Below are 24,417 nucleotides of genomic sequence, written 5' to 3'. Positions count from 1 at the left end.
CGTTAGCCATGCTATCACACTTTTTAGCGTTTTACAGGTGCTATTTTTATCAAATCCCTTTTATAATGCGCTCAATTCGACGAGGAAGTTTTTTATGACCGAACATCAAAATGTAGACCCTAATGAAATAGCAAAATTTGAAGAAATCGCCGAACGCTGGTGGGACAAAGAAGGAGAATTTAAGCCGCTTCATAATGTTAACCCCTTGCGATTAGACTTTATTAACGATAAATGTGGCGGTTTATTTGCTAAAGATGTACTAGATGTTGGCTGCGGTGGCGGAATACTAACGGAAAGTATGGCGAAGATGGGGGCACATGCAACTGGTATTGATATGGGTCAAGAGCCACTAAATGTTGCCAAACTACACGCACTAGAAGCCAATATTCAGGTGAACTACCAAAAAGTGCCAGTTGAAGATTTTGCCCAGCAGCGTGCTGGTACATTTGATGTAGTTACCTGTATGGAGATGCTTGAACACGTACCCGATCCAGAGTCTATCATCCGCGCAGTTGCAAAATTAGTGAAACCTGGTGGACATGCGTTCTTTTCTACCTTAAACAAAACCACTAAAGCTTATTTGCTAGCTATTGTTGCCGCTGAAAAGTTACTGAAGATTGTGCCAGAAGGCACTCACGAACATGACAAATTTATTCGTCCTTCTACTTTAATAAATTGGGCCGAGAGTTATGGCTTAAAAGTAAGAGCAGCAAGCGGTATTCACTACAATCCGATTGGACAGACATTCACTTTAACTAAAGACGTTTCCGTCAACTACGTACTTCATTTTGAGAAGCTAGTATGATTAACGCTGTTTTATTTGACCTAGATGGCACACTGCTCGACACGAGTGAAGACTTGGGTGCTGCGCTAAATCACGTTTTAGCAATGAATAATATGGCTGTGGTTGAAAAAGCCATTTACAGCAGTGCCATATCTGACGGGGTCGCGGCAATGCTAAAAGTGGGGTTTGGCGACACCTTGCATCAATTTGATGTTAATCAACTACGCCAATCTGTACTCGACTATTATGCGGATAACCTTGCCAAACACTCTCATTGTTTTGCAAATATTGGGGCGTTATTGGATAGCCTTCGAAAGCAAAACATAAAGGTAGGGATCATGACCAATAAACCTGAGTTTTTGACGCTACCGTTATTAAAGCAAATACCAGAACTGGCAATGATAGATATTGTGGTTTGTGGCGATACGCTTTCAGTCGCAAAACCACACCCAGAGCCGCTCTTATTGGTTGCCTCAAAATTGGGGGTTGATCCCAGTCAATGTATGTATGTAGGTGATGCAGAGCGTGACATTATTGCTGCAAAATCTGCAAAAATGAAAAGTGCTGTTGCGATGTGGGGATTCATCCCTTCTGAACAAGTTGCTAAGTCTTGGAATGCGGATCTATATCTTACTAACCCGTTGGATGCAATATCGCATATCTAGTGCTATAATTTTTTCAAAGCACAAGATATTGTGCTTTAACGATTATAGAAACGAATTTGTGTAGAAAAAAATCACTTAAACTTTTTTTTTATTTTTACTAAAAAGCACCATCTTTAAGTTGATTTTTCTTTGTGAGCAGATAAGCGGATTGTCGAAGGTGAGTGGGCACTAACATAAATAAATTATCCCAAACTTATCCACAATTCTCCTAAAGTTGTTCTCTTGCAAATTCGCACTAACCCCACTATCTTGTGATCCCTAGCCGCTATAGCACCATATATAGTGGTGGTTTGCTAAACAATTTTTAATTCGTGCGATATCTAAAGCGCGTTCCTAAGGAATACAGGCACATAACATGAACCAACAGCTATCTGTATGCAAAAGAAACGGTCGCAAAGAGCCGTTAGATCTAGACAAGATCCATCGTGTCATTACATGGGCCGCAGAAGGCCTAGATAACGTCTCAGTTTCTCAGGTTGAGTTAAAGTCACACATTCAGTTTTATGACGGTATTCGCACTGGTGATATCCACGAAACGATTATAAAGGCTGCAGCGGATCTTATTTCAAAAGAATCTCCGGACTACCAATACCTTGCAGCTCGACTTGCTATTTTTCACCTACGCAAAAAAGCATATGGATGCTTTGAGCCGCCTCACCTATATCAGCATGTGGTAAAGCTTGTTGAAGACAAACGATATGATCAACACTTGTTGACTGATTACACTGAGGCTGAGTTCAACGAACTAAACGATTATATTGACCATAATCGCGACATGAATTTCAGCTATGCGGCCGTTAAGCAGCTGGAAGGTAAGTACCTCGTACAAAACCGTGTTACAGGTGAAATCTACGAAAGCGCACAGTTTTTGTATGTGTTAGTTGCTGCAAGCTTATTCGCAAATTATCCAAAAGAAACACGCTTAGATTACATCAAGCGCTTTTATGATGCCGTCTCTACGTTCAAAATTTCACTACCAACGCCTATTATGGCTGGTGTTCGTACGCCTACACGCCAGTTTAGTTCATGCGTATTAATTGAATGTGCTGACAGCTTAGATTCAATTAACGCTACTTCATCTGCAATAGTAAAGTACGTAAGCCAACGAGCAGGTATTGGTATCAATGCAGGACGTATCCGAGCGCTAGGTAGCCCAATTAGAAATGGTGAAGCATACCACACAGGATGTATTCCATTTTATAAGCATTTTCAGACTGCAGTTAAAAGCTGTTCTCAAGGCGGTGTACGTGGTGGTGCGGCTACCCTATTCTACCCACTTTGGCATTTAGAGATTGAAAACCTACTTGTACTTAAGAACAACCGCGGTGTTGAAGAAAACCGTGTCCGTCATTTAGATTACGGTGTGCAGTTCAATAAAACCATGTACAGCCGACTGATTAAAGATGACTATATTACCCTGTTTAGTCCATCAGACGTACCTGGGCTCTACGATGCTTTCTTTGAAGATCAGCAAGAATTCGAAGCGCTTTATACAAAATACGAGCAGGATGAATCTATTCGTAAAAAGCGCATCAAAGCAATTGAGCTTTTCTCAATGTTTGCACAAGAGCGCGCAAGTACAGGTCGTATTTACCTACAGAATGTTGACCACTGTAATACTCACAGCCCGTTTGACTCTAAAGTAGCACCAATTCGTCAGTCAAACCTGTGTCTTGAAATTGCATTGCCAACAAAACCGTTGAGTCATGTTAATGACCCTGAAGGCGAAATTGCACTGTGCACGCTTTCTGCATTTAACCTAGGTGCGATCAAATCTTTAGATGAATTAGAGGAGCTTGCTGAGCTGGCAGTTCGTGCGCTTGATAACCTGTTGGATTATCAAGATTACCCAGTACCTGCTGCTTACAACGCAACTATGGGTCGTCGTACTCTAGGCATCGGCGTTATCAACTTTGCTTATTACTTAGCAAAAAATGGTGTGAAGTACTCTGATGGTAGCGCGAATGGTTTAACCCATAAAACATTTGAAGCAATTCAATATTATCTGATGAAAGCCTCGAATGAACTTGCCAAAGAGCGTGGTGCTTGTCCTAAGTTCAACGAGACAACTTACTCACAAGGTATTATGCCTACTGATACGTACAAACGAGATCTAGACAAAGTTTGTGCTGAGCCATTGCACCTTGACTGGGACGCGCTCAGAGAAAGCATCAAAAAGCATGGTATGCGTAACTCTACATTGTCTGCTTTAATGCCTTCTGAAACTTCGTCTCAGATTTCAAACGCTACCAATGGTATCGAGCCACCACGCGGTCACATCAGCGTGAAAGCAAGTAAAGATGGTATCTTGAAGCAAGTAGTACCTGAATATGAAAGACTGAAAGACAGTTACGAGTTACTGTGGGATATTCCTTCAAACGATGGCTACTTGACATTAGTAGGCATCATGCAGAAATTCATCGATCAGACCATTTCTGCAAACACGAATTATGATCCAAGTAAGTTTGAAGCGGGTAAAGTACCTATGAAGCTACTTTTAAAAGACTTACTAACTGCATACAAACTTGGTGTTAAAACCCTTTACTACCATAACACCCGTGATGGTGCGTCAGATGCTCAGGACGAACTAAAACCTGAAGTAGAAGATGATGGCTGTGAAGGCGGCGCTTGTAAGATATAACGTTCTATGCGGGTGTGCTTCACCCGCTTTTTTAGGTATTGAGTAACACATTTATGGCATATTCAACGTTTAGCAGAAATCATAACGATCAACTAAAAGAGCCGATGTTTTTCGGACAGACAGTTAACGTATCTCGCTACGACCAGCAAAAGTACCCGATTTTCGAAAAGCTCATTGAAAAGCAACTTTCTTTCTTTTGGCGTCCTGAAGAGGTTGATGTAAGTAAAGACAGACTTGATTTTCAGGCTCTTCCTGAGCATGAAAGACACATTTTCCTTAGCAATCTTAAATATCAGACGTTGTTAGACAGTGTTCAAGGTCGCTCGCCAAATGTTGCGCTGTTACCCATCGTTTCTATCCCTGAGCTAGAAACGTGGATAGAGACATGGGCTTTCAGTGAAACGATACATAGCCGCTCTTACACGCACATTATTCGTAACGTTACACAAAACCCTGAGATTATATTCGACGATATTGTTGGCAATGACAAAATCGTTGAACGTGCAGATGCGGTTACCAAGTATTATGATGAACTCATTGAAAAAGTTAGCCTGTATAACCAGTATGGTGAAGGCAAGCATGAGATAAATGGTAAAACGGTTGTCATCAATCTGTTCGAGCTTAAAAAGCTACTATACCTTTGCATCATGTCCGTTAACATCCTAGAAGCAATACGTTTTTATGTCAGCTTTGCATGTTCATTTGCCTTTGCAGAGCGTGAGTTAATGGAAGGTAATGCCAAAATCATCAAATTAATTGCGCGCGACGAAGCCCTTCACCTTTCAGGTACTCAGCATATTTTAAATATTATGCAAGAAGGTAAAGACGATCCTGAGATGTCCATTGTTGCGGCCCAATGTCGCGAAGAAGCAATCAAGATGTTTGTAGAGGCCGCTGAACAGGAAAAAGAATGGGCCGAGTACTTATTTAAAGACGGCTCTATGATCGGTCTGAATAAAGATATCTTGTGTCAATATGTCGAGTACATAACCAATATTCGTATGACCGCTGTTGGTTTACCTTCAAAGTTTGAGACCAAGTCAAACCCGATCCCTTGGATCAACGCTTGGTTAGTATCAGATAACGTACAGGTTGCACCACAAGAAGCAGAAATAAGCTCTTATCTAGTTGGTCAGATTGATTCAGAAGTAGACGCTGCTGACTTTGGCGATTTCGATTTGTAATGGTTGAAAAGCCAATATACCTCATTCAGGTTAATAATATTGAGGAGCCACTGAAATATGTGGCTTCTTCATGTTCAATATTAGAGACTTTAGAAAACGCCAATATCCAAGTTTCTTACCAATGTCGAGAAGGGTTTTGTGGCGCTTGCCGTGCAAAATTGCTAAATGGAAGCACGCAATATTCCAATGAACCATTAGCGTTTGTCCGCGAAGGCGATATCCTGTTATGTTGCAGTAAACCGCTCAGTGACATCACAATTGAATTGCCAGAGTAATATAATTTACTGCGATTACATTAATTTTGTCACCGGTGTTCGAATGTAGTGTTCGCCATCTGTGACGCTTACCGCATTGGTCTCAAATATTACATCCCAATGCAAGCTTCGAGTCAACATATCGCTAAGCTCATCAATAAATCGCTCAGGAATATTAAATACAGAGAGTGAGTCAATAAATTCAAGCTGTGATTTGCGTGCATCAAACCACTGCTGACCTTCTAGGCAGAAAATAACAACCTTAGGAAATAGTTTTTCATACTTAGTAATTTCAGCTACTTCAAAATTGCCAATAAAAAGTGCAACTTCAACGTCATTATTATCGTTAACTATCCAGACATCGGGCCAGTTTTTTCTTTCCTGTTTACTCCATTTCACCGGTTTGTTAAACGACAACGCACAGATCCCAATAAGTTTAATAGCAAAGTGTTTACAGCTCTCTTTTGACAACATGGCTGCTGTAAATGCTTCTTCATGATGACTGTGATGAAATAAATCAGCAACTTTAATTCTTGCTTTGAATACAAATGGTTTGTTCATCATGGCATGCCTAGTTATGCGCATCTACTAACTATAGTACCTATATTAATTTCAACAATAACTAAGTTATAGTATAACGTTATTGATCCACCTAAACTGTAGTGTTATATTATAACTCTATTGCCTAAAGGGCTCACTCGTTCAGTAAATAATCTAACTCGTGGTAAAATAAATATGTTTAAGCAGTCTCTTATCGCCAGCGCGTTATTCTCGTTACTAGGCACTTCTCAGGCCTACGCAGGACAATTAACCGGAAAAGTCGTTGATGCCAACAATCAGCCTCTAAGTAATGCGACCGTTCACCTCCATGGTAAAAGTAAAACCGTCAAATCTGACAAAAATGGGCAATTTACAATTGAAGTAGACTCTGATGCTCAATTACACATTACAAAACCAAACTATTTAGACAACCGCGTTAATATCACTGAACAACAAGGGTTTGTACGTGTACAACTTGAGCCAACATCAGTTGAGAGTATCGTTGTTTATTCATCGGCATTACACAAAAATAGTATGGAGATGACCTCTCCTGTTAGTGTATTAAGTGGTGATGAATTAAAAAACCGTGCTAAGCCCACACTAGGGGAAACATTAAAAGGTCAACCGGGTATTAACGCCAGTTACTTTGGCCCAGTTAGCTCAAGCCCAATTATTAGAGGCTTAGATGGACCTCGTGTCAAAATCACGCAAAATGGCCTAGACAGCAGCGATGCTTCAAGAGTCGGCCCTGATCACGCAAATACCAATGACTCACTGGCAGCGCAACAAATAGAAGTACTCAGAGGACCTGCAACATTGCTTTACGGTTCTGGTGCTATTGGTGGCGTAGTTAACGTTGTAGATAATCGTATTCCTACAGATGTCATAGATAGCTTGCAAGGTGCTGCGGATTACAGCCATGACACCAATTCGAATACCAACACATTTGCCGTATTACTTGAGTCAGGGTTTGATGGTTTTAATTTCCACTTTGATGGTGTTAAGCGCAAAGGCGGCGATTATGAAACGCCTAATTTTGCACAACCGCACGACGATCATGAGTCACATGATGAACACGAACACGAACACGAACACGAACACGAACACGAACACGAAAGTGAATCACATGAAGTCGAATATGCGAATAAAGTAGATAACACTTTCATCGATTCAGAGCAATTTAACTTTGGTACAAGTTACGTTGGCGATCACCTCACTCTTGGTTTGTCTTACGGCCGTATTGATACTGACTATGGGATCCCTGCACACTCGCATGTTGGCCATGACCACGCTCATGATGACCACGATCACGAAGCGCATGATGATCATGACCACGAAGCACATGATGATCATGAGAGTGAAGAGAGCCATGCAGAAGAATCTGTCTTTGCCCGAGTTAAGCAAGATCGTTGGCAAGGTCTTATCAATTATGCGGTACACAGCGATTGGCTAGAATCAATAGGGTTACGTGTAGGCTACACTGATTATGAACATGCTGAGATCGAACATGGTAATATCGGCACAGTATTTGAAAATGATACTACAGAGTTGCGTTTAACTGCTGAGCACCGCTTGGGTGAGTGGCATGGCACCGTAGGCTATCATTTTTCTGACAGTGATTATTCAGCAAATGGTGATGAAGCATTTACGCCTTCAACTCAAACTAAAACTCACGCTTTCTATATTCTTGAAGAACGCCGTTTCGGTGATTTTACATTAGAACTTGGTGCAAGAGTCGAAGATTATCAGCTTTCTAGCAAAGGTGATTCATTAGAAGATGACCATGACCATGACCATGACCATGACCATGACCATGACCATGACCATGACCATGACCATCATGATAGTGAGATAGAAACTGGATTCATAGCTTATGATCTTGATATGACAAACTTGAGTGTTTCTGTCGGCGGTGTATATGACTATACAGCAGGTAGCAATGTTGCTGTTTCATTATCACGCTCAGAGCGTGCACCTTTAACAGCCGAGCTACTTTCAAATGGTATTCATATCGCTACAAGCACTTATGAGCTTGGCTTAGGCTATGAACTTGAGGGCGATCATTTACATTTTGAACCACAAGATATTGAACAGGAAACATCAACTAATCTAGATGTTAGTTTCAGAAAGTTTTCTGGTGATTTTGGCTATACGGTTAATTTCTTCTACAACGATATAGAAAACTTCTATTATCAAGCACTGACTGATTACATTTTTACTGCTGAACATGGGCTAGAAATCGCAGATCACGCTCATGATGACGCAATCCCAGTATTTAAATTTGAAAGTAGCAATGCAAAGTTATATGGCCTTGAGTTTGATGCTCACTATAAGCTTAATCGCTTCGCCCGAGTCAAAGTTTTTGGTGATTCAATCACAGCTAAATTAGATAATGACGAATACTTACCTCGTATTCCTAGTAATAAACTAGGTGTGGATTACGAGCACCGTTATGAAAATTTAACGGCAAACTTTACCGTTACTCATTATTTTGACCAAGACAATGTTGCCCGTTATGAGAGCGAAACTAAAGGCTATACTATGGTTGATGTCTCGTTAAATTATGACTTTGAGTTGATGGGCAATGATATGGTTGGTTATCTGAACCTAGACAACCTAACAGATGAATTGGGTTATGTGCATAGCTCATTTATCAAAGAGCAGGCACCATTGCCTGGTCGTAATATTAAGTTTGGGATCAGAGGCTACTTTTAACAGTTCCTTTCTTTTATAGAAACCAAAAAGCTACCTTCTCGGGTAGCTTTTTTATTAGCTAATCACGTGCCTTACTGCTCAATCATTCAAGAATTTGAAACTACTCCCTCACGTTGAGCAAGTATTAACGTATGTTGATGTTATACCAATTTGCTTAATTAAGTGGTCTATTTTGAGGCGAGAAAATCTTGTCGATAACTAGGCAAAAATTTTGCTATTTAGTTGTTCTAAATGAGAAATTTTTAACGTTGTTAGCGTCAGATTTCCACCTTCAAATTGAGCAAGTATTAAGTCAAATTGGTATTATGCTCTAGTACCAAAAATTTTATCACCAGCATCACCAAGCCCAGGAACAATATACCCCTTTTCATCAAGGTGGCTGTCTAGCGATGCGGTATATATTTCAACATCTGGATGTGCTGCCTCAACTAATTTTACGCCCTCAGGTGCAGCAACAAGCACAATCGCTCGGATTTCCTTGCACCCTGCTTTCTTAAGCATATCTATTGTGGCGACTAAAGATCCACCTGTTGCTAACATTGGGTCTATCACTAGTGAGAGTCTAGCATCTATATTACCCACCAATTTTTCAAAATATGGTACTGGCTCTAATGTCTCTTCATTTCTTTGCAAGCCGACAACACTTACCTTAGCAGCTGGAATAAGTTGTAATATGCCATCAAGCATACCAAGACCAGCTCGCAAAATAGGTACTAGTGTAATCTTTTTGCCAGCAAGACGCTTCACAGTCAACTGTTTGCCGTCCCAAGCAGAGACTATCTCATCACCGAGTGTTAAATCTTTAGTTGCTTCATAAGTCAGTAAGTTTCCAACTTCTGATACAATCTCACGAAAATTCTTGGTAGATACTCCCTGCTCTCGAAGTAACCCAAGTTTATGTTGAACCAACGGGTGGTCAATTACATGTAATGCCATTGGGGGATCCCTTATAAACTACTGAAAAAGTCTTCTGGCTTGTGTCTAACTGGCTTTGTACATAACACTGTTGGCGTACCTAAGTATAAATAGCCAACAATCTCATCTTTTTCATCCAGTCCTAGTTGCTTTTTAACTTCCACACTCTGCGCAAAATAACCGGTTCTCCATACACCCGATAAACCTTGTGCAAAAGCAGCTTGCTGCATCGCTAACACACTACAACCTGCGCTTTGGATCTGTTCAATACGAGGAACTTTAGGGTGTTCTTGATAAGGTGAAACAGCAATAATAAGCATAGGAGCACGCTGAGGTAGCGCCTTCGCCCTATCTATGACTCTTTGTTCTTGCTGCTCCTTTATAGCTGCTTGATAATAAATATCACCCAGCTTTTCACGACCTTGCTCTTCGACCACAATAAACCTAAACGGCGTAAGGCCACCATGATCTGGTACCTTCAAAGCAGCTTTTTTAATTATCTCTAGTTGCTCAGGGTTTGGTCCTGGATAAGAAAGATTGCTATCTGATTGACGTGTCAAAAGTAATTCTATTGCGTCCATTAGTTCGTTCCGTATTGTACCTTCAAAATCGGTATCATTAATATGCGCTTAGTCTACCATTTCAAAGCGCCTGCGACTATGCAGCACGCTTAAGTTTACAGTGCTTTGTTTTATATGATCATCGATACTGTATACTTTTTGATTGGCTGCTCATTAGCAGTTTCAACCAACAGTCGATACTGACGTAACGTCCTCCCCCCATAAAAAATAGCGACAGTAACAACACAAAATAGGTAGCGGCAAATTCGATGCCATTGTTCAATATGACTATGTTTCCTTTTTCGTATAGGTAATCCGGCCGCCCATGATCTGCAACCAACCCTTTGATTATGTCTAACCTCTGTTTTACCTCTAGGCTATTATCTAAACTATTTTTTGCCTGCTCAACACCCAACCAGTGTACAACCTTAGCAGCACTGGTATCAGGGTTTGATGGCGCAACTGAAAACCAGCCATTATCAAGGTGCACAGTTACTGCTGCAACCACCATAGTTATCATTAGCGGGATCGTGACTAAACGGGTTAATAAACCAACCAAAATCAGCCAACCACCTAAAAATTCAGTCCAAGCAGCCATAAATGCTAATAAGTCAGGAACAGGCAGCCCCAACCCCCATTCACTATTACCAAACCACTCTACTACACCAGGGTCTGGAAGCAGTTTTTGGTAAAGTTCGATGTCTTGGTGCTTAAAGTTTAGTTTATTGTACCCAGCGATAATCATCACTGGTGCGAGGAGTAATCGGATGAGTAAAGGGGCAAGCCCTGAGAAGTGTTCCAACGTTAGTTTAGTGTTGTTATAAAACTTTAGCAGGTTTACAAGCATAAGATAGGCAGTCCATAGTTGATAGTTACAATATCAGTATAGACCGCCTAATTCTTAGGGTTATTACATTAAATTTTTCTCGCGACCTGAAGAGCTTCAGCTATCGCTCGTTTTGCATCGATTGCAGCAGCAAGTTTCGCTCCACCAATAACATGATGGTTTTCTGGCAATGTTTCTTTATCAAACAATGTATCGTTGGATACTTGGCCGATACATGCAATAACAGTATCAACGTCAAGTATCTGCTCATCGTCTGCGACTTTGATAGTCAGCCCTTGACCATCAAAACGAATGTACTCACTTTGTGCAATTTGTTTAACGTTATGGTGCTTTGCAACCGCTCTGTGGATCCAACCTGTGGTTTTGCCTAAATCTTTACCAAAGCGACCAGCTGAACGCTTTAACATATAAATTGTTTTTTGCTCTTGGGATGGTTTAGGATCGCATTCGATACCCCACTGTGCCTTAAAGTCTGAAATAGATTGCTCTCGCGGTTCTGTCAGATAGGCAACCATATCAAAACCAATACCACCCGCACCTAAAATCGCGATTTTATCACCGAGTTCTACTTCTCCTTTAATCACTTCATCATAGGCAAACACGCGACGCCCATCAGCACATTCGATTTTGGACATTCGTGGACTTACACCAGTTGCAAAAACGACATCATCAAAAGCATCTGCCATAGACAATTCATAAGATGTGTTTAGACAAAGCTCTACTCCAAGGCGGTTAATTTCGCTCACATAGTATTTTAGCGTGTGTTGAAAGTCTTCTTTTCCAGGTATACGCATCGCTAGGTTAAATTGTCCACCTAGTTCGCTTCCCCTATCAATGAGCTTAACTTGGTGTCCCTTTTTAGCCAAATAATAACTCACTGATAATCCAGCGGGGCCAGCTCCCACCACTAATACCTTTTTCTTTGTAGTTGCTTCTTCTAACGGGTAATCCAGCTCAAACCCTGCTTGAGGATTAACTAAACAAGTAGCCCGTTGCCCTTTAAATACATGATCTAAGCAGCCTTGGTTACAACCGATACAAATATTAATTTGCTCTTCACGTTGTGCTTGGTACTTATTGAAAAACTCAGGATCAGCAAGCAATGGACGCGCCATAGAAATAAGATCAGCGTCGCCTTTAGCTAAAATATCATTTGCTAGTGTCGGGGTATTTATTCGATTGACGGCCACAACGGGTATATCAACAACCTGTTTTAACCTATTTGACGCTTCTCGATACGCGCCTGGTGGTACCATTGAAGCAATTGTAGGAACTCTAGCTTCATGCCAACCAATTCCAGTATTAAGAATATCAACACCGGCGGACACTAGCGCTTTTGCCTGAAGCGTAACTTCTTCTGCTGTCGAACCATTTGGGATTAGATCCATCACTGACAAACGAAATACGATAATAAACTTATCGCTCACCTTCGCCCTCACCGCTTTTACGATGTCAGTCGCCAAACGCATTCTATTTTCTAGACTACCACCGTATTCGTCAGTACGTTTATTGGTGTGATTCGCCATGAATTCGTTAATTAAATACCCTTCAGAGCCCATGATTTCGACACCATCATATCCGGCCTTCTCAGCTAGCTTTGCTGACTGTGCAAAATCTTCAATGGTACTTTTAATAGCGCCCAAGCTCATCGCTTTTGGCGTATAAGGATTTATTGGTGCTTTGATTGCACTTGGTGCTGTATTAAAAGGGTGGTAAGCGTATCTTCCTGCATGCAGTAGTTGTAAGCAAATTTTTCCACCATGTTGGTGAACCACGTTGGTGTATGCTTTATGCTTTATCACATCATACCGCGAGTTAAAAGAAGACGAAATGGGCGTCAATTTACCGCGTAAATTTGGACTATAGCCACCAGTGATAATTAACCCCACCCCTCCTTTTGCACGTGCTTCATAGAACGCAGCTAAGCGCTTTCGATTGTGCCAACCTTCTTCAAGCCCGGTGTGCATCGATCCCATCACCAAGCGATTTCGCAAACTTGTATGTTTAAGTTTTAGTTCTTTTTCTAACATTTGCCGCCCCACAAAACTGGTCTTACCTGTGAACATTAACGTTTTTTTATTATTTGGCAAGTCTTAAACAGAAAGAAATTAACGAACCTAGACTCATTGCTGATATTTCACGCATGAAAATACTTAGTTACGTTTTTCTATTATCTATGAAACCGACTCTGATATATGATAAATAAATAGTGTTTTATTGATGTTAAGCATAAGGGATCGATTTGAAACTGATAGCGAATATTTTTAAAGGCATATGGGCCACCTTGAACTTTTCTAGACGATTGATTTTAAATCTGTTGTTCTTATTCATTCTGATTGCCATTGTGATTAATATTATATCCGGTGAAGACCAAGTCCAAGTGGAAGATAAAAGTGTCTTACGCTTAGATCTAAATGGCATCATTGTAGAGCAACTAACCTATGTCGACCCGTTTGAAGCGGCAATGAGCGGCAAGTTTGGTGACTCAGAGCAACCTGGTGAGATTTTACTTGATGATATAATTGACGTAGTCAACAAGGCAACGCAAGACCAACAAATATATGCAATGTACCTAGACTTACAACGCATGCACAGCGCACATTTAGATAAACTCCGCGACATTAGAGATGCGCTGGTAAAATTTAAAGCTGCAGGCAAAAAGATCTATGCTCACGGTGCATATTACACTCAAGCACAATATTATTTAGCCTCTATTGCTGATCAAGTAACCTTACACCCATACGGTGGCGTCAACATCACCGGTTTTGGCATGTACCCTCTTTATTTCAAAGAAGCCCTAGATAAGCTAAAAGTGACTCAGCATATTTTCCGTGTTGGTACCTATAAATCTGCCGTTGAGCCTTTCATCCGCAGTGATATGTCACCAGAAGCAAAACAATCTAACCTTGGTTGGATAACACCACTTTGGAGTCAATACAAATCAGAAGTGGCTGAGAACCGAGGTTTCGATGTCACAAATTTTGATGAAACATTCGCTGCATTGACGGATAAAATGGAAGCTGCACAAGGCGACTCTGCTAAATATGCAATTGATAACCAATGGGTGGATGAACTGGTTACAGATCAACAGTTCGTACAAAAGTTGATTGATGAAGTGGGGTTAGAAGCTAAAGGCAAATCGTTCAAGCAAGTGTCCTTTGAACAGTATCTGTCAACACTGCCACCAAAAGAATTTGCTGAAAATCCATTTACAGAAAAAGTTGCAGTGATCGTTGCTAAAGGTCAAATATCCGATGGTAAACGTAAGGCTGGTGCCATAGGCGGAGATTCAACAGCTGCACTGCTCAAAAGAGCGCGTCTAAACGATAAAGTAAAAGCGGTTGTTTTAAGGATAGATTCTGGCGGCGGCAGTATGTTTGCTTCAGAAACGATTCGTAATGAAGTGTTAGCATTAAAAGCGGCAGGTAAACCCGTTGTCGCATCTATGGGCTCAGTCGCGGCTTCAGGTGGCTATTGGATTGCGGCCTCAGCGAATGAAATTTGGGCCTCGCCGAGCACAATTACTGGGTCAATTGGCGTTTTTGGCATGATAATGACTTTCGAAAACGCGGCTAATTCACTTGGTATTTATTCAGATGGTGTAGCAACGACAGAGCTAAAAGGTCAATCACCATTTAGAGGAATTGAAAGTAATTATAAACATCTTATTCAAATGGGCGTTGAAGATGCCTATGACAAGTTTATCTCTATGGTTGCAACTGAACGAAACCTTGAGAAATCAGCGGTTGATGAAGTAGCGCAAGGCCGTGTATGGCTGGCAACTCAAGCGCTAAATTTTGGTCTCATTGACAAGTTAGGCAATAAGAATGATGCCATTAACGCAGCAGCCAGTCTTGCAAACTTGGAGATGTATGATGTTATCACCATAGAACAAGCGCTAACTGAGCAGGAAAAGCTAGTGCAACAGTTATTTGGTGCTGCGATAGTACAAAATGCAGTTGAGGCCATTATGCCTGAGCAATCGATATTTGCAAAAACAGCGTTAAACACACTAGATGATATAAGTCATACACTAGAAGCTCAGAGCAAAGTACTCGGTCAATTAAATGACCCAAATCATGTCTATACCCTGTGTTTATTATGTAATGTATCGGCTGAATAACCCTGAATAAGACTGCAATTGCGGATACACAATTGCTATAATAAGCCCAGATTTTATTCTGGGCTTATTTATGAAAAGAAAAAAAATATACATTGCTTATACCGGCGGTACTATTGGTATGAAGCAATCGAGTCGTGGTTATGTTCCTGTTGCCGGCTACCTTACCGATACGGTGAAGAATAACGCTGAGTTTACACGCGATGAGATGCCACTTTTTGATATTCACGAATACAGTCCTTTAATTGACTCATCTGATATGTCTCCCCATCATTGGCAACTAATTGCTGATGATATCCAATCAAAATATCAGGATTACGATGGCTTTGTCGTACTACATGGCACAGACACAATGGCGTATACCGCTTCAGCGCTGTCTTTCATGTTTGAGAATCTGACCAAGCCTGTGATTGTAACCGGCTCACAAATACCACTATCTCAACTTCGTTCAGATGGTCAAGTGAACCTGCTAAATGCCATGTACTTAGCGGCTAATTATCCCATTGCGGAAGTTAGCTTATTTTTCAATAATAAGTTGTATCGTGGTAACCGAGCAATAAAAGCTCATGCTGACGGGTTTGATGCCTTTGCGTCTCCAAACTTATCACCTTTAGCGCAAGCGGGGATCAACATACAGCTACTAGAAGGAAAGCTCAGCCCTTATGTTGAGCAAAGTTTGCAAGTAACCCAGATTTCCCCACAACCTATCGCTGTGATGCACCTTTATCCCGGAATTTCAACTGAGATCCTTAAGAACCTCATGAAAGGTCAAATGAAGGCATTGATATTATTGAGCTTTGGTGTTGGAAATGCGCCACAAGACGAGCACTTTTTAAGTGAGCTTAAGGCAATAAGTGACAGCGGAGGGGTGATCATTAATCTAACTCAGTGTATCCAAGGTAAAGTAAATATGGGCGGCTACGCTACTGGAAACGCTTTACTCAATTGTGGAGTGATCAGTGGTTATGATATGACTTTGGAAGCGTGCTTAACAAAACTACATTATCTATTCAGCCAAAAGCTTGAAATAGAAACTATCCGCCACTTTATGCAAGATAGCCTTCGTGGTGAACTCACTAGGTAAAGAAAGATAGAAGAAAAGAAAAGTAAAAAGCCGCAAGTGGATACTGCGGCTTTGTCATTTCTAGTGTCGACGTGACTATCTTACTTTTGCATCAATCTCGACAAGATCAGTGAGGTGACACGTTTCACCACTGTGCGTCTTAATGCCATGTTCACCAAAGTAATCACGTTGTGCTTGTACTAAGTGACCATTGCTTGGAGTGCTCAACGTCGCAATGTATGTTTGCGTCGCAGCAAGCACAGGGAAAGATAAACCTGTTGCAATCGCTTTACCGGTAGTGCGACGAAGTGCCAGTGCTGGCTCCTCTAATGAATCGATAAACTCAACACCCTGAGCAACATCATCTAGGTAGTCGGCACGAATGATACAACCGGCGCGCCAGGTTTGAAGTGTCTTATTTAAGTCGACTTTCCATTGGTGAGCTCGTGACGCACCTTTAATTAATGCAAGGCCTTGACGATAGCATAGCAAGCTCGCGAAATAGAATGCTTGTTTCAATTCGTCTAAATCAACTTCAACCGACTCGGTAGATTTGGCAGCATACGTCATTTCTTTGGCCGCTGGCGTATCTATCGTATTAGTTAAATGGCGAGCTTGCACCGCAGCGACCAAAGATGGGACGGCAATCCCTAATTCTAACGCATTCTGTGCTGTCCAAAGGCCAGTACCTTTAGCACCTACTTTGTTATCTATAAGGTCAACTAGTGACTCACCCTGTTCTGTTTCGAGGCTGAGAATATGACTCGAAATAGCGAGTAGGTAGCTATTTAGGTTACCCTCTGACCATGACTCAAAAATTTCAGCGACTTCTTTCGGTGAGCGGCCAGTACCATGACGAAGTAGTTGATACACTTCAGCAATCAGCTGCATTAACGCATATTCAATGCCGTTATGTACCATTTTTACAAAATGGCCACTTGCAGATTGACCCACGCGAGCAAAACATGACTCGTTATTGTAGCTTGCCGCAACTTTCTCAAACCAAGGTTCGATACGTTCCCATCCGCCTTCAGAGCCACTCGCCATCATCGCAGGACCGTGACGCGCCCCTTCAGCTCCGCCAGAGATCCCCATGGTGGCAAACTCAAATTTATTTTGATATTTCAACTTACGAGCAATACCATCTTTGTAGTTACTATTACCACAATCCACAATGATATCTTCTTTCTCAACCCCGGCTTCAACCAAGTCGCTACAAACTTTATCTACTAATTCACCTGCTGGAACCAGTAATAAAATCGAGCGAGGAGTCTCAAGCCTTCTGATCATATCACCGAGATCAGACACTATGTGTAAGCGCTCCGCCATACCTAACGACTGTGCGCAACTTAATAATTCCGCACCTACTTCGGGGTTCTTGTCATATGCGACTAAGGTCATCCCCTTCTCTATTAGATTTAGCGCGAGGTTTTTACCCATCACACCCAAACCAACTAATGCAACCTGCATTTAGTTTCCTCCTCGGTAACATCAAAACTTTATGCGTTCGTGTATGTGCATTATACCTTAGCAACCATGATTGACCAGCGAGACACACTATTCGCTGGCTACTTATCAGTTACAAAAATATGACAGCTAACACAATTCACTGTATAGCAATATAGTGACAGCGGCGCGTATTCACCACTATTTGTGATTAATCGCAAATATTCTCTTATCATTAAAAGGTAAAATATTCGAGATTGACGCCTACTGACACCGGTGTCATAATGATGACATATAGATCATATAACTTAATGAGAGTGTTAAAAAGGGTATTTGCATAATTCTTTATGCTCAAGTTAGTTAAATAATGGTTTCACAATGTGTGATGTGTAAAAAGACAGCAAGTTTAATTTATTTTTAACACATTCATAAGTTTTTGCTTACCTTGATAAGCTTACAGGAGAATCTGATGCTTAGACGCACTAAAATCGTTGCAACTCTGGGGCCCGCAACTGATAGAGATAATAATTTAGAAAAAATAATTCGTGCCGGCACCAACGTAGTCAGACTAAACTTTTCACACGGCGTTGCTCAGGATCACAAAAACAGAGCTGAAGCGGTACGCGAAATATCTCAACGCTTAGGTGTGAATGTCGCTATCCTAGCTGATTTGCAAGGACCTAAAATCCGTGTTTCAACCTTCAAAGAAGGTAAAGTATTTTTAGAAGTGGGTGCAAAGTTTACTCTAGACGCAAAAATGGAACCTGGACAGGGTCATGTTGAAGCTGTTGGTATAGATTACAAAGAGCTACCAAATGATGTAAAGCAAGGTGATTTGTTATTGTTAAACGATGGTCTGATCCAACTGGTTGTTGAGCAAGTGCAAGGTCACTTAGTCCATACCAGCGTCAAAGTAGGTGGTGTGCTATCTAATAATAAGGGTATTAACCGTTTAGGTGGTGGGTTAACGGCACCGGCATTCACGGATAAAGACAAAGAAGATTTAATCACGGCAACGGAAATCGGTGTTGACTACATTGCAGTATCTTTCCCTCGAAGCGGTGATGACATGCGTTATGTCAGAAGCTTAGCTGAAAAAGCAGGCTCTAATGCGCAATTGTTAGCAAAAATAGAGCGTGCAGAAGCTGTTGAAACTGTTGAAGCAATTGATGACATTGTGCTTGCTTCTGATGCGGTGATGGTCGCACGTGGCGACTTAGGGGTCGAAATTGGCGACGCTGCGCTTGTGGGTAAACAGAAACAAATTATCAGCCGTGCTCGTTCATTAAACCGTACTGTCATTACAGCAACACAAATGATGGAATCGATGATTGACAACCCAATGCCAACCCGTGCTGAGGTGATGGACGTAGCAAATGCTGTATTGGACGGCACAGACGCGGTTATGCTCTCTGCAGAAACAGCTGCGGGAGATTACCCAGAGCAAACAGTTGCAGCGATGGCTCGCGTTTGTTTAGGCGCTGAGTCGCAACCACAAATTCACATTTCTAAACACCGTCTAGATAGTCGCTTTGCAGACACTTGCGAAACCATTGCGCTTTCGGCCATGTATGCAGCTAACCACTTAGACTCAGTAAAAGCCATTGTTGCATTAACGGAATCCGGCAATACTGCGAAATTAATGTCACGTATTAGTTCCGGTTTACCAATTTATGCCCTGTCTCGCCATCAATCCACACTCGGTCAAGCCTCGTTGTATCGTGGCGTTTATCCGGTAAGGTTTGACTCTACCCAATGTTCTGATGATAGTGCGGTTAGAGAAGCACTAGACACTCTTGTTGCAGCAGGATCTTTAGAAAAAGGCGACACAGTTATCATTACCCATGGCGATAAAATGGAAACTATCGGTGCAAGTAATACACTAAAAATTATTACAGTATAAAAACCACAACGAACTGGGTAGCCACGCTACCTAGTTCTGTTATTTCGCCCGTGTGAGTGCGCGTAAAAGCTGTATCGATAATAAAATGAGGAAACAGCGCTAATCACTTGGCGTTATTTTATACCATTCTCTTGTTGTAACACTTTAATAAAACCAAACTGCCTAATGTGAGGCAGAACGTTTAGCTTAAAACCGAGCAAAGCTTTGTTATCAACAAGTTGCTCTAAATAAGACATTTTATCGCTTGTAGCGCCACAATAGCTTCTTCTAACTGAGCAAGTATTAAGATTAATTGGTATTAGCTTGCTAATGCTGCCTTCACTTTATCTCTGTAGCTTCTGCTTACTTTTAGCTCTTGACCATTTTCAAGCACCAACAAGTATTCACCACTGCTCTGGGTTACTAGCTTACTAATTTGTTTAGTGTTTACGATAGCAGAGCGATGCACGCGTACGAATAATGTTGGGTCCAATTCTTGCTCTAAATCCTTCATTGTTTTTCGTAAGATGTGTGTTTGACCATCACTACAATGTAGGCACATGTAATCTCCAGCAGCATCCACCCACTGAATTGAGCCGGTAGAAACACGAATGATCTCTCCTTGCTCTTTTACCGCAAGTGACTCAGGGAACTTTTTATCTTCGATTGTATCCCCTGTCGCTAACTTCTTTAGGATTTCTTCACAATTGTTACCTGTGATCCCTGCAACAAAGCTGGCTAGCTTTTTCTTATGCGCATTGTCTTGTTGTGTTTTTAAATAGCTTTGCACTTTTTCCACCGCCTGTTTTAATCTGTTGTCATCAACGGGTTTTAAAATGTAATCTAACGCATGGATCTCAAATGCTTTGACAGCATATTGATCAAACGCAGTTACAAAAACGATAGCAGGCAATGGTTTGACACTTTCACTCAAGGCTCTCGCTACTTCAAAGCCATTCATGTTTGGCATTTGAATATCAAGAAAGACTAGATCTATGTCCTCAGACTTACATAAATCAATAGCCTGTTGGCCACTGCCACATAATTCTACAATTTCAATTTCAGGAAAATCTCTTAACCTTACCGCCAAGCCTTTTCTGGCTAGCGGTTCATCATCTACGATTAATGTTCTAATTTTGTTCATTACTTCTTCGCCCTTTCGTATGGCACGCGAATGTTTACCTTTAAACCCGAAGGCTCATTGTTTGACAGCACAAACGAGTAATTGTTTTCATATAATGTTTTTAGGCGATCTTTGGTATTCGCTAAACCCACTCCTTGTGCACTTTTCAACTGCCCATCTTCCAACTCTGCGCCTGGACCGTTATCACCTACTTCCAAGAGTAGCTCATTGGCAAAAACCTGTGCTTTAATCTCAATTTTGCCGCCATGTTCAATATGTGCAATAGCATACTTGATGCTGTTCTCAATCAATGGCTGTAAAATTAAACTTGGCACTAGCGCTTGTTCTGCCTCTTCTGTTACATCTAACTCAATTGACAACCTTTCATCAAAGCGTACTTTCTCAATTTCAAGGTATAACGTTAACGCATGTAACTCTTGCTCTAGTGGTACTTTTTTGATCGGATCTGTATTTAAGGTGTGTCTCAAAAAGTCACTAAGCCTTGATACCATTTGATTTGCATCTTTATTCTCTTCAACGAGAATAAGTGTTGAGATTGCGTTGAGTGTATTGAAGAGGAAGTGAGGATTAAGCTGATACCGAAGCATTTTTAGTTGTGCTTCATGAGCCATCGTATTGGCTTTTAGTGCCTTTTGTCTCTCACTTTGTAATAATTGATAGTACTTTATACCGAAGTATAGTCCGCTCCAGCATAAAACGATATAGACGGAGTCTAGACCTTGCTGCAAATAATAAAACCATTCATCGGGTCGATAACCATGACGGTATATTTCCCAATGATTGAATTTTTGCACCACAGCCCAGAGCGTTCCGGTTAAATATGATGCAGTAAATACGACCAAGATTAAGACAACTGGAGAGGCGTTCCATATCTTACGATATAAATAACGCAGTGGTACTGTCATCAAACAACCGGCATAAGCATTTAATGCAATAACAAATACATAGATGTCGCGCATTTCAAATACTTTCGAGCCAATGTAATTCACCAGCGCATAACCCAACCAGCCGGCTATTTGTAATACCCAGAAAAACCTCTGCCTGTTATCAACCAGTGATTGCCACTTCAAAATGATTATACCTCTTCTATCTTAACTGGATTATATCTCAGCTCGTTGCATTTATTCACTGCTGATGGTCTCAGTTTTTACACGACCTACCGCAAATAAAAAAAGACACCGCAGTGTCTTTTTTAAGATAAATTATAATGACTTATTTAATTTAACCGCTCTGTTTTGGAACACCAAAAAAGTGCTATTAGGTTGTTATGAATAAGAAATATAACAACCCCTTAGCTTCAATCTATGTTCCCTCAGGTTAAGCAGTTCTACACAAATTGCTATAAATGCCTTGTCTTGTAGACTGTATTTACGCCAGCTTATCTGAAGCGACTTTATATGTTGGATCGGCTTGACCATCTAATTCGACTAAGTCTTTAGCCTTTTCGAGTAACACTTTGCAGTCTTGGCTCAAGTGGCGCAGATGAAGTGTTTTTCCAGCTTTTTTGTAGCGTTCTGCTAACGCATCTATCGCTTCAATCGCGCTGTGATCAGCAACTCGGCTATATTTAAATTCTACAATAATGTCGTCGGGGTCATTATTTATATCAAATAATTCAGCAAAGTTTTTTACAGAGCCAAAGAATAGTGGTCCGTGTAATTCATAAACCTTTGAGCCATTTTCATCAATATAATTATTGGTGTAGATATGTTTTGCATGTTCCCAAGCAAACACCAATGCCGATACAATTACACCGACACAAACTGCAATCGCGAGATCTGTGATCACAGTCACACCAGATACCAATACAATCACAAAAGCATCTGATTTGGGGATCTTTCTGATCAGTCTAAAGCTAGACCATTCAAACGTACCTAGAACAACCATAAACATCACACCAACTAGTGCGGCTAATGGGATCATTTCTATTAAGCTAGCAGCAAATAGAATAAAGACCAATAGTAGAAGCGCAGCTGTTATTCCCGACAAACGACTACGGCCACCAGAATTAATGTTGATCATTGACTGGCCTATCATCGCACAGCCGCCCATCGCACCAAATACGCCACAGGTAACATTTGCTGCACCTTGACCGATACACTCACGATTACTATGGCCACGTGTTTCTGTGATCTCATCAATCAAAGTGAGCGTCAACAGCGACTCTATCAAGCCAATTGCTGCCAATACTAACGCATAAGGGAATATGATTTTAAGTGTTTCAAGTGTCCATGGTACATCAGGAATATGAAAAGCAGGGAAACCACCTGCGATAGTCGCATCAGAGTTGCCAGACATGTCTTTAAGATAGTCAAGTACATTCCTCGCATCTAGGTCCAGGCCTATTACGATTCCAGTTACTACAAGGATAGCGGCAAGGCTTGAAGGTACTGCTGTCGTCAACTTAGGGAGAAAATGAATGATAGCCATTGTAAGCGCAACTAGGCCACACATAATATAGAGCGCTTCGCCCTGCATCCACGTCAAGTTACCTTGCTCATCAAGCACCTTGAACTGCCCAAGTTGTGCTAAGAAAATCACAATTGCCAGGCCATTTACAAAGCCGAGCATAACTGGGTGAGGCACCATGCGAATAAACTTGCCGAGTTTAAATATACCGGCCAATATTTGCAAAAAGCCCATCAATAAGACTGTCGCAAACAGATATTCAACACCATGCTCTATCACCAAGCTAACCATAACGACTGCAAGTGCACCAGTTGCACCAGAGATCATACCCGGTCTACCACCGAAGATTGAGGTAATAAGACCTACAATGAATGCCGCATATAAGCCAACCAAAGGGTCTACTTGCGCAACAAAAGCGAAGGCTACAGCTTCTGGCACCAACGCCAGTGCAACTGTAAGTCCTGATAGTACATCGTTTTTAGCAGAGCTAGGCGCTTTGCTGATCAGATTAAACATCTATTTCCTCTGGTCTGAATTGACAATGAACACAAAGGCTGCGGATTCTAGCAAAAAGCAGCAATTTAAACAAATAGCAGACATCTAGCATTTAAAGCAGATTGGTTTGTATGCAATAAATTCTAGTATAGAACAGTGACAGCAGGATGTTAGAAATGCACTATTTCAGCTAAAAGGCAGGCCAGTAATCGTCTGCTCACTATCATTTAACAAGCAGACGATGATGCTGTACTAAAGTGGTAAAGAGGTACTGCGTTTTACGCAAGTCATGGTTACATTTGAATGTACCTCTTGAACAAACTCAAGGTTAAGTAAATTGTCTCGAACAAACTGCTCATAACCTTCAATTCCCTTAGATATAATACGCAGCATGAAGTCCATCGTGCCTGCCATTGAATAACACTCTGTCACTTCGTCGTAGCTCAATATAAGTTTTTCAAACTCAGCGAGGTTATTTCTGCCATGGTTCGACAAGCGAACGTGTGCATAAACCAGCATATCAAATCCGAGCTTTTTCTCGTCTAACAGTGCGACTTTACCTTTGATGTAACCATCTTGCTCCAATTTGGCGATACGTCGCCAGCAAGGAGATTGAGAAAGCCCTACTTTATCTGCAATTTCGGCGGTCGAAAGACTCGCATCTTGTTGTAACAATGCCAAGATTTGGCGATCTACTTAGTTTAATGACATATCTATTCTAGTTTAATTAGCACATTAGCTTACAAAGCCAAT

Annotated in this window: 19 protein-coding genes; 9 read left to right on the top strand and 10 right to left on the bottom strand. The window is 41.2% G+C overall.

Features of this window, described 5'->3' with window-relative positions; translation table 11 throughout:
- Positions 1-94 precede the first annotated feature (94 nt).
- The 5 genes from ubiG to yfaE all read left to right on the top strand — a co-directional run bounded on the left by ubiG (position 95) and on the right by yfaE (position 5,549).
- Entirely contained in the window at positions 95-805 is a 711-nt protein-coding gene (ubiG, locus tag F9Y84_RS06005) for a bifunctional 2-polyprenyl-6-hydroxyphenol methylase/3-demethylubiquinol 3-O-methyltransferase UbiG (protein ID WP_125253915.1), read from the top strand.
- A complete protein-coding gene (locus tag F9Y84_RS06000; protein ID WP_147390637.1) occupies positions 802-1,449 on the top strand; it encodes an HAD family hydrolase in 648 nt (215 codons plus the stop codon). Before ubiG ends, F9Y84_RS06000 begins: the two co-directional genes overlap by 4 nt.
- 355 nt (positions 1,450-1,804) lie before the next feature.
- Positions 1,805-4,090: a class 1a ribonucleoside-diphosphate reductase subunit alpha gene (gene nrdA / locus F9Y84_RS05995; protein WP_125253947.1), complete on the top strand. Its 2,286-nt coding sequence runs from the start codon at positions 1,805-1,807 to the stop codon at positions 4,088-4,090.
- A 53-nt stretch (positions 4,091-4,143) separates the two neighbouring features.
- Complete coding sequence (gene nrdB, locus F9Y84_RS05990) at positions 4,144-5,274, top strand: class Ia ribonucleoside-diphosphate reductase subunit beta (RefSeq protein ID WP_128730586.1); 1,131 nt, start codon at positions 4,144-4,146, stop codon at positions 5,272-5,274.
- Positions 5,274-5,549 carry a class I ribonucleotide reductase maintenance protein YfaE gene (gene yfaE, locus F9Y84_RS05985; RefSeq protein WP_147390638.1) on the top strand — a complete coding sequence of 92 codons (276 nt, stop codon included), beginning with the start codon at positions 5,274-5,276 and terminating at the stop codon, positions 5,547-5,549. Before nrdB ends, yfaE begins: the two co-directional genes overlap by 1 nt.
- Before the next feature lie 15 nt (positions 5,550-5,564).
- Here yfaE and F9Y84_RS05980 read toward each other — a convergent pair whose 3' ends face one another.
- Positions 5,565-6,092 carry a YaeQ family protein gene (locus tag F9Y84_RS05980; RefSeq protein ID WP_225740698.1) on the bottom strand — a complete coding sequence of 176 codons (528 nt, stop codon included), beginning with the start codon at positions 6,090-6,092 and terminating at the stop codon, positions 5,565-5,567.
- Positions 6,093-6,263: 171 nt separating this feature from the next.
- Between F9Y84_RS05980 and F9Y84_RS05975 the strand changes: the two genes are divergently transcribed.
- Positions 6,264-8,783: a TonB-dependent receptor gene (locus tag F9Y84_RS05975; protein WP_147390639.1), complete on the top strand. Its 2,520-nt coding sequence runs from the start codon at positions 6,264-6,266 to the stop codon at positions 8,781-8,783.
- 303 nt (positions 8,784-9,086) lie between these two features.
- On the opposite strand, the gene upp is transcribed toward F9Y84_RS05975, so the two are convergent.
- From upp to F9Y84_RS05955, 4 genes are all read right to left on the bottom strand, one after another.
- Positions 9,087-9,719 carry a uracil phosphoribosyltransferase gene (gene upp / locus F9Y84_RS05970; protein WP_147390041.1) on the bottom strand — a complete coding sequence of 211 codons (633 nt, stop codon included), beginning with the start codon at positions 9,717-9,719 and terminating at the stop codon, positions 9,087-9,089.
- Between the two features lie 11 nt (positions 9,720-9,730).
- Positions 9,731-10,279, bottom strand: coding sequence for an NAD(P)H nitroreductase (locus F9Y84_RS05965; RefSeq protein WP_125253952.1), 549 nt, complete (start codon positions 10,277-10,279; stop codon positions 9,731-9,733).
- A 118-nt stretch (positions 10,280-10,397) separates the two neighbouring features.
- Entirely contained in the window at positions 10,398-11,105 is a 708-nt protein-coding gene (locus F9Y84_RS05960) for an HvfX family Cu-binding RiPP maturation protein (protein WP_147390042.1), read from the bottom strand.
- A gap of 68 nt (positions 11,106-11,173) precedes the next feature.
- The gene (locus F9Y84_RS05955; protein WP_147390043.1) at positions 11,174-13,135 is read right to left on the bottom strand and encodes an FAD-dependent oxidoreductase; all 1,962 of its coding nucleotides are present in this window, start codon (positions 13,133-13,135) and stop codon (positions 11,174-11,176) included.
- A 212-nt stretch (positions 13,136-13,347) separates the two neighbouring features.
- On the opposite strand from F9Y84_RS05955, the gene sppA reads away from it, so the two are divergent.
- Together sppA and ansA are read left to right on the top strand one after the other, a co-directional pair.
- Positions 13,348-15,228, top strand: coding sequence for a signal peptide peptidase SppA (gene sppA / locus F9Y84_RS05950; RefSeq protein WP_147390044.1), 1,881 nt, complete (start codon positions 13,348-13,350; stop codon positions 15,226-15,228).
- A 70-nt stretch (positions 15,229-15,298) separates the two neighbouring features.
- Positions 15,299-16,309, top strand: a complete 1,011-nt coding sequence (ansA, locus tag F9Y84_RS05945) for an asparaginase (RefSeq protein ID WP_147390045.1) — start codon at positions 15,299-15,301, stop codon at positions 16,307-16,309.
- A gap of 75 nt (positions 16,310-16,384) precedes the next feature.
- On the opposite strand, the gene gndA is transcribed toward ansA, so the two are convergent.
- A complete protein-coding gene (gndA, locus tag F9Y84_RS05940; protein ID WP_128732818.1) occupies positions 16,385-17,758 on the bottom strand; it encodes an NADP-dependent phosphogluconate dehydrogenase in 1,374 nt (457 codons plus the stop codon).
- A 445-nt stretch (positions 17,759-18,203) separates the two neighbouring features.
- Between gndA and pyk the strand changes: the two genes are divergently transcribed.
- Positions 18,204-19,637 (top strand): pyruvate kinase, encoded by a 1,434-nt coding sequence (pyk, locus tag F9Y84_RS05935; protein ID WP_128732817.1) that lies wholly within the window; start codon positions 18,204-18,206, stop codon positions 19,635-19,637.
- A gap of 298 nt (positions 19,638-19,935) precedes the next feature.
- Here the strand turns inward: pyk and F9Y84_RS05930 are convergent, their stop codons facing one another.
- From F9Y84_RS05930 to F9Y84_RS05915, 4 genes are all read right to left on the bottom strand, one after another.
- The gene (locus F9Y84_RS05930; protein WP_125253959.1) at positions 19,936-20,760 is read right to left on the bottom strand and encodes a LytR/AlgR family response regulator transcription factor; all 825 of its coding nucleotides are present in this window, start codon (positions 20,758-20,760) and stop codon (positions 19,936-19,938) included.
- Positions 20,760-21,830 carry a sensor histidine kinase gene (locus tag F9Y84_RS05925; RefSeq protein WP_128732816.1) on the bottom strand — a complete coding sequence of 357 codons (1,071 nt, stop codon included), beginning with the start codon at positions 21,828-21,830 and terminating at the stop codon, positions 20,760-20,762. Before F9Y84_RS05925 ends, F9Y84_RS05930 begins: the two co-directional genes overlap by 1 nt.
- Before the next feature lie 298 nt (positions 21,831-22,128).
- Positions 22,129-23,685: a SulP family inorganic anion transporter gene (locus F9Y84_RS05920; RefSeq protein WP_147390046.1), complete on the bottom strand. Its 1,557-nt coding sequence runs from the start codon at positions 23,683-23,685 to the stop codon at positions 22,129-22,131.
- 231 nt (positions 23,686-23,916) lie between these two features.
- Entirely contained in the window at positions 23,917-24,348 is a 432-nt protein-coding gene (locus F9Y84_RS05915; protein WP_208723412.1) for an Lrp/AsnC family transcriptional regulator, read from the bottom strand.
- Between the last annotated feature and the right edge of the window lie 69 nt (positions 24,349-24,417).

The organism is Pseudoalteromonas peptidolytica (genome assembly GCF_012641745.1).
Lineage (GTDB): Bacteria > Pseudomonadota > Gammaproteobacteria > Enterobacterales > Alteromonadaceae > Pseudoalteromonas > Pseudoalteromonas peptidolytica.
The sequence above is the reverse complement of the archived record's forward strand: the minus strand, read 5'-3'. Positions and strand labels throughout refer to the sequence as shown.